At 28.7% G+C, this 14928-nt stretch carries 14 protein-coding genes; 1 reads left to right on the forward strand and 13 read right to left on the reverse strand.

All coding sequences use genetic code 11. The features are described 5' to 3' along the window. Positions 1–155: 155 nt before the first annotated feature. From JJC01_15500 to JJC01_15555, 12 genes are all read right to left on the reverse strand, one after another. On the reverse strand, positions 156–1208 hold the full coding sequence (locus JJC01_15500) for a spermidine/putrescine ABC transporter substrate-binding protein (GenBank protein ID UDN57564.1): 1053 nt from the start codon (positions 1206–1208) through the stop codon (positions 156–158). Continuing rightward, positions 1208–1882, reverse strand: a complete 675-nt coding sequence (locus tag JJC01_15505; GenBank protein ID UDN60192.1) for an ABC transporter permease — start codon at positions 1880–1882, stop codon at positions 1208–1210. Before JJC01_15505 ends, JJC01_15500 begins: the two co-directional genes overlap by 1 nt. 104 nt (positions 1883–1986) lie before the next feature. Continuing rightward, positions 1987–2823 carry an ABC transporter permease gene (locus tag JJC01_15510; GenBank protein UDN57565.1) on the reverse strand — a complete coding sequence of 279 codons (837 nt, stop codon included), beginning with the start codon at positions 2821–2823 and terminating at the stop codon, positions 1987–1989. 1 nt (position 2824) lies between these two features. Continuing rightward, positions 2825–3868, reverse strand: a complete 1044-nt coding sequence (locus JJC01_15515) for an ABC transporter ATP-binding protein (GenBank protein ID UDN57566.1) — start codon at positions 3866–3868, stop codon at positions 2825–2827. Positions 3869–3886: 18 nt separating this feature from the next. Next, on the reverse strand, positions 3887–4426 hold the full coding sequence (locus JJC01_15520; protein ID UDN57567.1) for a helix-turn-helix transcriptional regulator: 540 nt from the start codon (positions 4424–4426) through the stop codon (positions 3887–3889). A gap of 430 nt (positions 4427–4856) precedes the next feature. Continuing rightward, positions 4857–5546: a hypothetical protein gene (locus JJC01_15525; protein ID UDN57568.1), complete on the reverse strand. Its 690-nt coding sequence runs from the start codon at positions 5544–5546 to the stop codon at positions 4857–4859. Positions 5547–5852: 306 nt separating this feature from the next. Beyond that, positions 5853–6518, reverse strand: coding sequence for an amino acid ABC transporter permease (locus JJC01_15530; GenBank protein ID UDN57569.1), 666 nt, complete (start codon positions 6516–6518; stop codon positions 5853–5855). Between the two features lie 9 nt (positions 6519–6527). Further along, on the reverse strand, positions 6528–7328 hold the full coding sequence (locus JJC01_15535) for a transporter substrate-binding domain-containing protein (GenBank protein ID UDN57570.1): 801 nt from the start codon (positions 7326–7328) through the stop codon (positions 6528–6530). Between the two features lie 417 nt (positions 7329–7745). Next, positions 7746–9626, reverse strand: a complete 1881-nt coding sequence (locus JJC01_15540; GenBank protein UDN57571.1) for a CotH kinase family protein — start codon at positions 9624–9626, stop codon at positions 7746–7748. A gap of 16 nt (positions 9627–9642) precedes the next feature. Next, entirely contained in the window at positions 9643–10329 is a 687-nt protein-coding gene (locus JJC01_15545) for a DUF4956 domain-containing protein (GenBank protein UDN57572.1), read from the reverse strand. Between the two features lie 65 nt (positions 10330–10394). Further along, positions 10395–11084, reverse strand: a complete 690-nt coding sequence (locus JJC01_15550) for a polyphosphate polymerase domain-containing protein (protein ID UDN57573.1) — start codon at positions 11082–11084, stop codon at positions 10395–10397. A 344-nt stretch (positions 11085–11428) separates the two neighbouring features. After that, positions 11429–12016 (reverse strand): LysE family transporter, encoded by a 588-nt coding sequence (locus JJC01_15555; GenBank protein ID UDN57574.1) that lies wholly within the window; start codon positions 12014–12016, stop codon positions 11429–11431. Positions 12017–12122: 106 nt separating this feature from the next. On the opposite strand from JJC01_15555, the gene JJC01_15560 reads away from it, so the two are divergent. After that, complete coding sequence (locus JJC01_15560; GenBank protein UDN57575.1) at positions 12123–13010, forward strand: LysR family transcriptional regulator; 888 nt, start codon at positions 12123–12125, stop codon at positions 13008–13010. 53 nt (positions 13011–13063) lie between these two features. Here JJC01_15560 and JJC01_15565 read toward each other — a convergent pair whose 3' ends face one another. Further along, positions 13064–14926, reverse strand: a complete 1863-nt coding sequence (locus tag JJC01_15565; protein UDN57576.1) for an ABC transporter ATP-binding protein — start codon at positions 14924–14926, stop codon at positions 13064–13066. Between the last annotated feature and the right edge of the window lie 2 nt (positions 14927–14928).

Below are 14928 nucleotides of genomic sequence, written 5' to 3' on the forward strand. Positions count from 1 at the left end.
ATTATCATGTATGTATTTATAGTAAATAAATTATATATATCTATAACATACACATATTTATGTATAAGCAAAAAAATAAAACTGTTCAATAATTAGAAAATAATTTCTAAATAAGAACAGTTTTATTAAGTAAATATTATTAAATAAATAATACTCTATTTTGATTTTAACTCTATCCAAGCCTTATCGTATAACTTGATGTTTTCACCAATATCTTCAAAAGTTTCACATTTAGCAAGTACATCCTTAGATGGATATGCAACAGGATTGCTAGTTATTTCTGGGTCCAATAACTTTAGTGCTCCTGTATTAGGTGTTGAATATCCAATATACTCAGCATTTACTTTTGCATTTTCTGGGTCTAGCAAGAAGTTTATAAATAACTCAGCTTCTTTTTTATTTTGTGCTGTTGTAGGTACACACATAGCATCCACCCACTTGTTTGTACCTTCTTTAGGTATAGCATAATCAAGGTCAGGATTTTGATCCATCAATGTAACTGCATCTCCAGAATACAACATCCCCATTGCAACTTCTCCACCTAATAATCTATCTTTTCCTTCGTCGTTTACATATGCTAAGACCAAATCCTTTTGCTTTATTAAAAGATTTTTTGCTTCATTTATTTCTTTTGGATTTACACTATTCATACTGTATCCTAATTTTTTAAGGGTTATCCCTATAGTATCTCTAACAGAGTCAAACATCATCATGTTTCCTTTATATTTTGGATTCCAAAGTATATTCCAACTATCTATAGGCTCTTTAACTTCTTTTTTATTATATAAGATTCCAAGAGTACCCCACATATATGCAACACTATATTCATTAGTTTCATCATATACAGGATTTAAAAAACTCTTATCTAAATACTTCATATTAGGTATGTTTTTAAAATCTATTTTTTCCAAAAGACCTTCATTTTTCATTTTTTCCACCATATAATCTGATGGAAAAACTAAATCATAATGAGTGCTACCACTCTTAACCTTTTGATACATCATTTCATTAGTATCATAAGTTGAATACTGAACTTCTATTCCTGTTTCTTTTTCAAACTTATCTATAAGAGATTCATCTATATAATCACCAACATTATATACATTTAGAACCTTTGTAGAATCTGTTGATTTATTACATCCTGTAAATAAAGTTGCTGTAATCATACCTACAGTTATAAGGGATATTATTTTCTTAAACTTAATCATTATTTAGTCCCCCTTACTATAGATTCTTTTTTATTAGCCAATAGAAGTAATCCTAAAACCACCGCAAACATTATCGTTGATAATGCATTTATTTCAGGCTTTATACCTCTTCGAGCCATTCCATAGATTTCTATAGAAAGATTACTTACACCATTTCCAGCATTAAAGAAACTTATTATAAAGTCATCTATTGACATAGTAAATGCAATCAAAAATCCAGAAACTATACCTGGTTTTATTTGTGGTAAAATTACTTTTCTAAGAGCATACATAGGTGTTGCTCCTAAGTCCATAGCTGCATCTTCTATATTATCAGGTAATTGCTTCATTTTTGGTAAAACTGAAAGTATAACATATGGCAAACAAAACATTATATGTGCTAATAACATTGTTGTAAAACCAAATTCCATTTTTACAAATACAAATAGACTCATAAGGGCTACTGCTGTAACTATTTCTGTATTTAAAATAGGAAGGTAGTTTACATTCAGTATTAATTTTTTACTCTTCCCTCTCATCTTATGTATCCCTATAGCACTTATAGTTCCTACTATTGTTGATATTACAGATGCTAATATAGCTATAACAACAGTGTAATATAAAGCACTCATTATACTTTCATTTTGAAGTAATTGACCATACCATTTCCACGTAAATCCATTCCATCTTGCCATTGATTTTGAATCATTAAAAGAAAATAGTACCAATGCAAATATGGGTGCATACAAAAATAAGAATACTAATGCTAAATATATATTAGAAGTTATTTTCTTTAATTTTAAAATAGTAACCCACCACCTTCTTTGTCAGATTCATCTCCAAATTTTGACATTATCGACATGGATATTAATATTACTATCATCATAAATATCGATATAGCTGAGCCAAAGTTCCAATCTCCAACAACTGTGAATTGTTGTTCAATTAAATCTCCAACTAACATTATTTTACCTCCACCTAGCAGTCTTGATATTGCAAAAGTAGTAACTGCTGGCATAAATACCATAGTTATTCCAGACATTACTCCAGGCAAACTCAAAGGAAATATAATTTTTCTAAATACTGTCATGTTATTTGCACCTAAATCATGAGCAGCATTTATTAAATCATTATCCATCTTTGAAAGTGCTGTATATATTGGAAGAACCATAAATGGTAAAAAGTTATATACCATACCTAAAAGTATAGCAACATTAGTATACAAAATTGCTAATGGCTGTATTCCAAACCATCCTAAAAATGTATTTAAAAGTCCATTTTTTCCTAATATAGCTACCCATGCATATGTTCTTAAAAGAAAATTCATCCACATAGGAAGAATAAACAACAGTATTAATGAACCTCTTCTACTTACATGAGCTTTTGAAATTATATATGCCACTGGATAACCAACTACAAGACATATCAATGTAGCTACTCCTGCTAAAAGAATAGAACGAGCAAATACTTTAATATATATAGGGTCTATTACTTCTTTATAATTCTCAAGTGTAAATGCATAACCTGTACTTGAGTCTTTTGTAAAACTGAAAAATACTACTAGTATTAAAGGAATTATTACAAATATCGCACTCCAAACTACATATGGATATGCTAAAAAAGATTTCTTCTTCATATTAGTTACTCTCTTTTCTCATTATATGGATGTCTTCTGGATATATGTCCATGCCTAGTTCTACTCCAACTTCAGCATTTTTAGTATTATGAAGTATCCACAATCTTCCATTTTCATTTAATTCTATTTCATAGTGCACTCCTTTAAATACTGTAGATGTAACTTTCCCCTTTAACATTCCTTCTTCTGGCTTTACCATTTTTATATCTTCTGGTCTTATTACTACTTCTATATTTTCATTTTTTTCAAATCCTTTATCTACGCACTCAAACTCTCTATTACAGAAATTTACTTTATAATCTTCCATCATAATTCCATCAAATATATTACTTTCACCTATAAACTTTGCTACAAATGAATTTTTAGGTTCATTGTATATATCTTGAGGTGTTCCCATTTGTTGTATTTTACCTTTATACATTACAACAATAGTATCTGACATAGTAAGAGCCTCTTCTTGGTCATGAGTTACAAACACAAATGTTATTCCTAATTTTTTTTGAATTCTTTTTAATTCTATTTGCATTTCTTGTCTTAATTTTAAATCTAATGCTCCAAGTGGCTCGTCTAGTAACAATACTTTTGGTTCATTAACTAAAGCTCTTGCTATTGCAATCCTCTGTTGTTGTCCTCCACTTAATGAGTCAACTTGTCGTCTTTCAAAGCCTTCTAGTGCAACAAGTTTTAAAACCTCTTTCACTTTAGCATCTATTACATCTTTTGGAGTCTTTTTAATTTTTAGTCCAAAAGCTACATTTTCATATACATCCATATGTGGAAATAAAGCATATTTTTGAAACACTGTATTTACTTGTCTTTCATATGGTGGCAAATTATTTATCTCTTTACTTTCAAATAAAACTTTACCATCATCAGCATACTCAAAACCTGCTATTATTTTTAATGTAGTAGTTTTTCCACATCCACTTGGTCCAAGTAAAGTTAAAAACTCATTTTTCTTTATATCTAAATTGAAATTATCTAAAACAGTAAGTTCCTCATAATGCTTAGATATATCTCTTAATTCTATTATATTTTCTACCACTTATTAAACACCTCTATTCTAAAATGATGGTGGCGTACTTACCCAAATCACTTTTGCTGTCGTTTTACCTTCGTTTGATATATAGTGATTTGCTCTTGGTCTAAAGTAAAAGCTTTCTCCTTTTTTTACCTTATTTTTCTTTTCGCCTATATGAACATATATTGAACCTGCTAATACATATCCAAATTCTTCACCTTCATGTGGCTTTTCTTCTTTATATTGTCCACCTGGATACAATGTTATTATTATTGGCTCCATTTCATTTTTTTGTGAATTTGGAATTAACCACTTTAATTTATATTTTAAATCTTCATCTTCAGTTTCAAACATGTCTTCTTTTGTAAAACTAATTCTTTCGTCATCTATTTCATTAAAAAATTCCCTTAAATTTGTACCTAATATCTCAAGTATATCTATAAGGGTAGCTATGGATGGTGATGTTAAGTTATTTTCTAGTTGAGAAATAAATCCTTTTGACAATTCACATCTATTAGCTAACTCTTCCTGGGTCAGTTGTTTTTCTGTTCTTAATCTTTTTATCTTTTCACCTATATCCATGTTGCACCTCCTAATTTTTGTTTTATTTTACTAAACATTTTGTTTACTAAACATTGAGTTTAAAATTTGTAAACAACATAGGTAATTATATATAAAATTTAGATATAATACAAGACTTTTTTGCTAATTTTTTTATTTTTTTAGTTAGAATAAATACAAGTATTTTAAAGGCTTTAAAAATACACAATTTGAATGTGTTTATATTAATATATATAAAGTTTAGTATCTCTAATTATAAATAAATCAATTCATATAACATATATAAAAGCTTTTAAAGTCTTAGAATATGTTAAGTAAATAAAAAATTGCTAAAAATCTATATTTTATAGTTTTTTAGCAATCCATATCTTTTAATATTTGAAATTTTATATATTTACAAGAAAATTTTTATTTATAATTACTATATACTTCTAATTAATTCTTTATAGAGCTATTTAGCCATATTTTGAGTAGCAGGTTTTTTATCTCCGCTCACATACAATTTTATAAATTTTATATCATCTATTATAAATCTATGTTTGATTTTACTACAATCTAATTTAAACAAATTGAATAATATTTGTGTAAGATATCCTAGACCAAATGCACTTATTATAGTTCCTATGCCAACTTTTCCACCTAAGAAAAATCCAACTATTAATGCACCAACTTCTATAGTTCCTCTTATTAAGTTAAGTGATTTTCCTGTTTTCTTTTGAAGAGCAACCATCAAACCATCTCTGGGTCCACTTCCTAGACCACTTCCCATGTAAAATACCATTCCAAGAGCTACAAGCCCCAAACCTAAAATTAACATAATTATTCCTATTAATACACTATCCGTCTTTGGAATTAAGTTAGTATATAGAAGTAAGTCCATAAAAAAGCCAATTAATAACATATTGAATACAGTTCCCCATCCTACATTTTCGCCTAGAATAACATCAGCTATAACTACTATAGAGCCTACAATTATAGAGGCAGTCCCTATAGTTATTCCTACATGATTTGAAAGACCTTGATGAAACACATCCCAAGGAGATAAACCTAGGTTACAATTTATCGTCAATACTATACCAATTGAACATATAAATAGACCTAAAACCAGCTTTGAAAATTTCCATAATACTTTTTGTAACAAAATCTACCCCTCCTAAACATAATTTAACTACTCACCTTAAATACCAAAAGTCAGCAGTTTTCGTGCAAAAATCCTATCTTATAAATTTTATAATCTAACTCTATGATACATCATTTTATGCTAAATAACTACCATTTTATTACAATTTGGTTACAAATTTTCAGATTATTTTTTTGAAGAAATAATTTATGTTTTCTACAATTAAACACTATATTTTCAATTTTATTTATAATTAAATAATAAAAGCTATTTAAACATATTTTATTATATTTAAATAGCTTTTATTTTATTATGGTAATATTATTGTTAGTATGCAGCATTTAGTTTTTCTTCTATTTTCTTTTGAATAAATCCAAATACAAATAATATGAACCAATACACAAATCCTGCTACTAAGAAAGCTTCTAGATATTTATATTTACTACCGCCATTATAATTTGCTGTTGCCATTATTTCTATTACCCCTATAGTAAAAGCTAGTGATGAACCCTTAATTAAATCTACAAAGTGATTAGACAATGCAGGTATAGCTACTCTTATAGCCTGTGGCATAACTATTCTTCTAAATATTTGTACATTTGTAAGTCCTATAGAAGCCCCTGCTTCATATTGTCCCCTATCAACAGAGGAAATAGCTCCTCTTATAGTCTCTGACATATATGCTGACATATTTACTGACAAAGCAATTATTATTGCAGTAAATGGAGACATTTCTACAAGTGCTGGAATAGCTCTTGGCAATCCAAAATATAATGCATACAATTGAACTAGCAATGGTGTGCCTCTAAAAATTGATGTATACACTTTGACAATTTGATTTAATACTTTAACCTCATTATAGCTTATCAATGCCATTACAATTGCTATCGCTAGAGATAGTGCTAGAGATATTAAAGCAATTATTATTGTTTCTTTAGATGCTATAAATATTTCTGGTAAAATTTTAAACATGAATGATATATCTAAACTCATAAAAGTCACCTATCTCTCAATTGTTATATCTTCCCCAAACCATTTTTTAGAAATTTCAGTAAGAGTTCCATCTTTTCTCATAGCTGTTATTGCTTCGTCAACTTTAGCTTTTAATTCTTTTGATTTTTCATCTTTTTTAAATGGATATGCATTTATCTCTTCATAGATAGGTTCTCCAACAGCTATAAAGTTTGAGCCAGCTTTTTTATTTCTAGCTGCTGTAGCTGAAACAGAAATTATTCTTGCATCAGATCTTCCAAGTTCAAGGCCTTCATATGAATCTGCTCCATCATTAAATACTAATTCCATTGAATTGTCTTTATTTTTTTCTTCCATTATAGCTCTTTCAGATGAGTTTGCACCAACCTCAACTTTCTTACCTTTTAAATCTTCAAGACTTTTTATCTTATCTTTATCTTCTGGTCTAATAGTTATCATTAAAGGATTATAAGCATATGGTACTGTGAAATCATATACTTCTTCCCTTTCTGGTGTTATACTTATTTGTTGAGCTGCTGTATCTGCTTTTCCACTATCTACCATACCAAGTAATCCACCTGTATCCCCATTGTTTACTTCATACTTAATTTCAGAATCTAATCTTTTCCCAATTTCATTCCATATATCAATTTCAAAACCTTGCATTTTCCCATCTTCTCTAAAATTAAATGGATAATACTTTGCTCCTGTAGCTACTGTAATAGTCTTCTTTTCTTCTTTTTCAGGCTCTTCTTTTGTTGAACAACCTATTGTTAATCCACAAATAACTAACCCTAATGTTAATAAGCTTAATGCTCTTTTCCAATACATTAAAATCCCTCCATACTTGATGATATTTTTATTTACATGAATTTAAACTTTATTTATATACCATAATTTAGTTTTATAATTTTTAAACTTACACATCACTCTTTACTTTAATATAAGTTAAATTTAAAACATTTATTTTTATGGATATTTCTACAAAATATAAATTTATTTTCCATTTACCCCAAAATAATCGTATTATACTTTTCATACTTTGTCTAATCGTTTTTTTCTATGTACTTTTTTAATAGAATCAAATTTTACTATATCATTGTAAAATTATAAATGTACGAAATTACAACGATTATTAATCTAACACTAATAAGAAAATACTTTTTATTAAAAACAAAGATATTAAAATAAAAAAATACTGTTAAGTAGATATTTACTTAACAGTATCAATATTATTTGTATCTGAATCTATTTTGACTTTATAAATCTTCTTCGGTTTATCTTTGATACACCTACTAGCATAACTGACATGATTATCATTGAAACTCCACCTAAAATTAATTTAGAGTATGTTGTTGTTTTATTCATAGAGTCGCCTCCTTTATTACCAAAACCCCCAGCTTCCTTTGGATTACCTTGACTTCTATCTATATTCATATCTCCATTTTTACCATTCATATCACCCTTATCCATATTTCCCATTCCTGGTGGTGTTTTACCATCCATGCCTTCAGGTGGCTCTGGCATGCCACTCATCTTATCATCAGAATTTTCTGTGTCTTTACTTTCACTTGAACTATTATCATCAGAAGTTTCCTTAGTTGAAGAAGATTCTCCACTTAATTGAGCTTTTATAGTTTTACTCATATTTTCTGCAACTTCTAAAACTCCTGGTATTGACTTTCCACCTTTACCCATAGACCCTCCTGACTTTTCATTAGTATCATCACCACTTTTATTGGTATTTGTATTATTCTCATTTTCACTATTATCTGTAGTGTTATTTTGAGTATCATTATCCGTATTAGTTTTGGCTTTGCTTAATGTTAATTCAGCATTAACTTCTTTTTCATTACTCTTGTTTTCAAAACTCTTATTTTCATTGTTAGATTCTTTATTATTAGATTCTTTATCACCAAATCCCTTATTATCACTAGAGTCTTCAATTGAAGATGTTATATTTTTTTCAAATTCTTCATAAGTATAAAATGCTGTTGGGTCTTCTTTTACATATGATGCTATCAAGTCATGTAATTTTGTTGTCATATTTTCCAGATAATCTGAATCCAAGTACTTGGTTACTATTTCTTCTAGATATTCATGATACTTAGCTTTATATGTATCATTTTTTAATAATGCAGATATTAAAGGTCTATCTTCCAAATTACCTGTTGTAGGTTCATCAATAGCTATAGATTGACTACCTCCACCAAAACCACTAAATCCACCAAATGACATATTAAAGTCCCATGGCAACATAGAAAACACTCCATCTTGTTCATATAAATAGTAATTATGAGCGAAACTACCTTGATAACTATCAAGATTTAATAAAGCTGTACTTATTGCTATATTTTTGAGGACAGAATCTACATCAAGATATTTTTCAATATCCTCACCTGTATCTAAAGATTTTAGTAGTTTTGTAACTTTAGACCAATCAGCCGTTTTCTTGTCACTTTCAACGATTAGATTTGAGTAACTATCTGGGTCATCACCCTCATATTGTAATGAAGCTCCTTCATCTGATTTGTATAAGTCTCCAGTTACATCTCCAAAATTATTTTCAAGATAAGATTCTTTTAACCCTTCTACTGCCAAATATAATCCATGATATTCACCATTTATAGAAACTTTAGCATATGCAAATTCTGGAGTAGCTAATCCCATCTCCTCACAGACACTATAAGTTAAAAATTCTCTCATATAAGATGGATCAGAATAACAGTTATTAAGGTTTAATTGAGTAAGACCTTCCATACTTTGACTAGTATTATATTTATCGAAATTAATCTTATAGCTATATCTATCACTATCACTATTTGCTACAGATGTAAGACTTGAATTTCCTTTAGTTCTTATACCAACGTTTCCATATGTGTCTCCATTTACAGTTACTTTTGCAACTTTAAATTCTTCTTTTATAGCATTTTCATTCATGTCTTCCAAGTCACTTTCATCTATTTCTATATTAACTTCCATAACCTCGTCTCTGTCAAAATATTTTTCAATATATACATTGCTATATAAATCAACATTTTTATTACCATATGTACTGTAAACTCCAACTACTGCACATAAAAATATAACCATAATTGAGATAAGAAGGGTAAATTTTTTATCTTTCATAAAAGATTACTCCTCTCTATGCTACATAGTCACCATTATAACTTACAAGAACTGCATTAGTAACTCCATCGACTTGGCTTAAGTCATTTATAAGACTTGTTTCTCCGTCTTTCATTCTTACTTCAAATACCAATTCTATACCTTTTTCTGGTGTAACACTTTTTGATTTTATTTGATATTTAGAAAATACTTTTTTAATTTTGTCAGTTGCAATATCTTCTGAATTCTCATTATTACAATTTACCATCAATATATATGGTGTTTCAGATATTGTTTTGTTTGAAAAGAATATTAGAATCAATCCCATGATTACTGAACCCATAACAGCTAATGGAATCAAACCTGCACCTAAAACTATACCTGAGCCTAATGACCAAAATAGAAATACCAAATCCATTGGGTCTTTAATTGCTGTTCTAAATCTTACTATAGATAAAGCACCAACCATACCTAGAGATAAAACTACATTTGATGTAACTGCCAATATTACGAAAGTTGTAAGCATTGTAAGTGCTACAAGTGACACATTAAATGGTCGAGAATACATAATACCCATATAGGTTTTTTTGTAAATCATATATATAAACAAACCTACTAAAAATGCTGAACCTAGAGCTAAAGCACTATCTACAAATGAAAAACCTGATACATTTTCTATAAAACTTGATTTAAAAATATCGTTAAACGTCATAACTAAAATCATCCTTCCTATTTTTTAATTTTTTTATTTTATTTGGACGCTCTTTACCTAAAATTTGAATTTAAATCCTATATATACAATCTACTTGATGCATACTTTGAAACTGCTGTAGAAGTAGTTTTATTAATCTGAACCAAATCTTTTATAAAATCTGGTATAAACTCATCATATTTAACTTCTAATACAGTCATATTTTCATCAATAACTGATACTGTTGGTAATTCTTTATTGAATAAATTGACTGAATTTACAGAAGTCTTAATATTGCTATCGATTGTAACTCTTACATTTCCAAGTGGATAGACAAAAGCTTCTCTATCATAATCAACTATACTTTTTGCCTCCAATCTTTCACATTTTATTTTTAAATAAAATTCTCTTAATAAGCAGTTTGTTGATTCTTTTAAAAACTCAATGTCATTTTTTAATATCTTCTCTACTTCTTTTTTAGTTAAACTAGCTGACAGTTTTGATGTCATATTATAATGTTTTATTTTCTTCTCCAATTTTATATAAGAAAGGTCATTGTTATAAAATCTTATTCTAAACTTTTCTCTCATTGCAACTCCATTTAACTTATCTAAAAGTGCTTTATCTTCAGGAGTGTCAAAATATAAACTTCTGATAAGATACTTTCCATCTTTTGATGCATTTCTATCTTTTTTCATTATTGGATAAAGTCTTGATTTTAAAGCTAGGACATCAGCTTCAGTTATTTTGTGTTTCATCTCAAATCTATAGTTTAACTTCTTATCCATTATTATCACCTCTCAATTCATTTAACTATGTTTGATTTATTTTATATTTAGAGTATACTTCACTTGACTTTGTTAAATCTCCGTAAAATAAGTGCATCTTTATGGCATATATGTGGCAAACAAGATTAAGCTGATGAGATTTCTATAAATTTATTAAATTTTATATGGTATTAGATTCTGTATAGTCAGTGAATAGTTGTTTTAGAGATAAAAAAAAAGAAGATGTCATTTATAGATAAATTAAATATTTCAAATAAAAAATCAAGTTTCTTATTCAAAATGATATAATCCATAATTCCATCTTCTAAATTTATAATACCAAATAATTAAATTTATATGCTTAATTATGTTAAAATTAGTTTTACTGCACTCCAAACAAGTACTAGTGCCATAATAATATTAATTACTTTATAATGCTTGTTTATATATTTTTGTAAAATACCTCCTGCTAGAGCCCATGTCAAAGTCCCAGATATGCCTACAATACTATTACAAACTGCTGCTGATAATAAATATTCAACTGACTGTGACACAGGTATTACATACCCTGTATATACAGTAATAGCAAATATTATAATTTTTACATTGACAAACTGCAAAATAAATCCAGTCCAAAAGGATTCTTTCTTCACATCACTATCATTGTTTGGTTTGCTCTTAGCTACTTGTATTGCTAACCAAATAATATAAAGTGCTCCTATGTACTTCATAATACCAGTAATCATTGGTATAAACTTTGATAATTCAAGGCATCCAAGAGCACATATAAACATAATACATATAAATCCCATACTAATTCCTATAACCACTGACTTTCCTTTTTTCCATCCATTATTACTAATTGTGTTTAATGCAAGAATATTATTAGGTCCTGGTGTAAAACCTGTAACAAATGCGTATGGTAAAAAAGACAATAAAACTTCACTCAACACTTGTAATCACTCTCCTTTTATATTATAATACTATAAATCAAACAATAAAAAAAATCGAAATATTTAAATCTATACTTCAATTATATTGAATGAAATGAGGATGAGCATGTATTTTAAATACCTACAAACTTTTAAAACCATAATAGAAGAAGGTAGTTTTTCTAAAGCAGCAAATAAACTCAATTACACACAATCAACAATAACATTCCAAGTGCAACAGTTAGAACAAGAGCTATCTACACACTTATTTGAAAAGATAGGAAGAAAAATGGTTCTAACTAAAGCTGGCAAAAATCTAATACCTTATGTGGATGACGTTCTATGTTCTGTTGATAAAATGAAGAATTTTGGTACTGACTTGTCTGAGTTACGTGGTGATTTACATATCGCAATGGGAGAAACTCTTATTTGTTATAAAATACCTCCTATTTTAAAACGTTTTCATGAAATGGCACCAAATGCAAGGCTATTTCTTCGCTCAATGAATTGCTATGATATTAGAAATTCTTTGCTTGCAGGAAGCATTGATTTAGGAATATTTTATAAAGATATTGGAGGCTTGGGAAATTCTATTTCTACCTATACTGTTGGAGAATCACCTTTGACACTAGTTGCATCTCCAAAAGTAAAAAAACAATTCCCTGATTTTATTACTCCAAACCAAGAATTAGATATACCTTTCATAATAGATGAGCCAGCATGTATTTTTAGACAAATGTTTGAATCATATTTAAATGAAAAAAATATTACTCTAGACCATACGATTGAACTCTGGAGTATACCTACTATTAAAAATTTAGTAAAAAATGATATGGGAGTGTCATACCTTCCTACGTTTGCAGTAGAAGATGATTTGAAGACAGGAGAACTATGTGCAATAGATACAGAGTTAGATGATAGAAGCATTGTAGCAGTATGTGGCCATCATAAAAATAAGTGGATTAGTCCCCTTATGCAATTATTTATTGATTTAGTTGTTTCAAATGAAAAATAGATAGACTTATTTAAAATAAGTCTATCTATTTCTTATCATATTAATTATTTTAATTACACAACTTCTTCGTCATATTCACTTGAAAATTGGCTATTATAAAGTTCTTCATAAAATCCTTTATTTTCAATAAGTTCTTTGTGATTTCCTTGTTCAATAATAGTACCTTCTTTCATTACTAATATTAAATCCGCATCACGAATAGTGGATAATCTATGTGCAATAACGAAGCTAGTTCTTCCCTTCATTAAGTTATTCATTGCCTTTTGAATCTCAACCTCTGTTCTAGTATCTACGCTAGAGGTTGCCTCATCAAGAATTAACACTGATGGGTCTGAAAGTATTGCCCTGGCAATTGTTAAAAGTTGTTTCTGACCTTGAGATAGATTAGAAGCGTCCTCAGTCAATACGGTATCATAACCTTGAGGTAAAGTTCTTATAAAGTGGTCTACTCTTGCTGATTTTGCTGCATTTACAATCTCATCCATTGTAGCATCTGACTTACTATAAGCAATATTTTCTTTTATACTACCATTAAATAGCCATGTATCTTGTAGAACCATTCCAAACATAGTTCTAAGTTCTCCACGTTTTAAGTCTTTTATATTAACTCCATCAATAGTAATTCTTCCACCTTGTATCTCATAAAACCTCATAAGTAAATTTACAAGAGTTGTCTTCCCAGCTCCTGTAGGTCCAACAATTGCAATCTTATCTCCTGCATTCAATTTAATATTAATATCTTTCATAAGAATAGAATCATCACTATATCCAAATTTAACATGTTCAAATTCCACTTTACCTTTAGGCATATTGATAACTTTTGAATCTTCTTTGTCCTTTATTTCTTCAACTTCATCCATAACTTTAAAAACTCTCTCTGCAGATGCAATTGCAGCTTGAAGCATATTTACAATATAAGATATCTCTGTAGTAGGCTCTGATGCTTGATTTACATATTGTATAAACGCCTGTATACTACCAAGAGTCATTGCTCCAGTTGATGCAAATACACCTCCCACAACTGCTATAATAACATACCCAATTTGATTTATAAATCTAATAATTGGAGATATAGCATATGATGAGAATTGAGCTTTTCTACTAGCATTATAAAGATTTTGATTTAATTCTTTGAAGTTTTTTATAGTATCTTTTTCTTTACTAAATGCCTTGACTACTATTTGACCAGTAAACATCTCTTCTATATTGCTATTTAATTCTCCCAATGCTTTTTGATTTTCTGAAAATCTATTTTGTGATTTTCTTGCAATTATAACAGTAATACCTAAGGAAACAAGCAATGTTACAGCTGATACTATTGTAAGTGGTATACTTATGCTTATCATCATTACAATAGAACCAATCACTGTGACCACTGCCGTAATAAGTTGCATTAACCCTTCTTGTAAACTATCTGCTACCTTCTCTAAATCATTTGTTACGATACTAAGTGTTTCCCCTTTTTTGTGGGAATCATAGTACTTAAGAGGAAGCTTATTTAATTTATCACTTAAATCTTTTCTCATGTTAAGAACTAAATTTTGTGCAACCCCTGACATAATATATTGTTGTATATATATGAATACTGCACTAATCAAATATAACCCTAGAAGTATTGATATTATACCTCCCATAGTACTAAAATTCACACTGAACTTTGTACCTGTTTGAACTGCAGTCTTAATCCCATTAAATAATTGGTCAATAGCTTTTCCCATAACCATTGGTGCTAAAACTGTAAGAGCTGAACTTACTAATACTGAAATAAAAATCATTAATAACTTAAATTTTTGTTTTTTCATATATTCCAATAATCTTTTAGTAGTCTTTTTTGCATTTTTAGCTTTTTCTGCTGACATACCATCCTCAAAACTAAGTACATCTACATCTTGTTTTTCTGTTATTTTTTCACTCATAT

Origin of the sequence: Clostridioides sp. ES-S-0010-02 (assembly GCA_020641055.1) — a bacterium.
In the GTDB taxonomy this organism is placed as follows: Bacteria; Bacillota; Clostridia; order Peptostreptococcales; family Peptostreptococcaceae; genus Clostridioides.

Bases quoted from the DNA above. Each gene is read 5' to 3' on its own strand.
- JJC01_15510 (UDN57565.1), bottom strand. From the start codon at position 2,823: ATGAAGAAGAAATCTTTTTTAGCATATCCATATGTAGTTTGGAGTGCG.
- JJC01_15500 (UDN57564.1), bottom strand. From the start codon at position 1,208: ATGATTAAGTTTAAGAAAATAATATCCCTTATAACTGTAGGTATGATT.
- JJC01_15560 (UDN57575.1), top strand. From the start codon at position 12,123: ATGTATTTTAAATACCTACAAACTTTTAAAACCATAATAGAAGAAGGT.
- JJC01_15545 (UDN57572.1), bottom strand. From the start codon at position 10,329: ATGATTTTAGTTATGACGTTTAACGATATTTTTAAATCAAGTTTTATA.
- JJC01_15535 (UDN57570.1), bottom strand. From the start codon at position 7,328: ATGTATTGGAAAAGAGCATTAAGCTTATTAACATTAGGGTTAGTTATT.
- JJC01_15565 (UDN57576.1), bottom strand. From the start codon at position 14,926: ATGAGTGAAAAAATAACAGAAAAACAAGATGTAGATGTACTTAGTTTT.
- JJC01_15520 (UDN57567.1), bottom strand. From the start codon at position 4,426: ATGGATATAGGTGAAAAGATAAAAAGATTAAGAACAGAAAAACAACTG.
- JJC01_15505 (UDN60192.1), bottom strand. From the start codon at position 1,882: ATGGCAAGATGGAATGGATTTACGTGGAAATGGTATGGTCAATTACTT.
- JJC01_15530 (UDN57569.1), bottom strand. From the start codon at position 6,518: ATGAGTTTAGATATATCATTCATGTTTAAAATTTTACCAGAAATATTT.
- JJC01_15550 (UDN57573.1), bottom strand. From the start codon at position 11,084: ATGGATAAGAAGTTAAACTATAGATTTGAGATGAAACACAAAATAACT.
- JJC01_15540 (UDN57571.1), bottom strand. From the start codon at position 9,626: ATGAAAGATAAAAAATTTACCCTTCTTATCTCAATTATGGTTATATTT.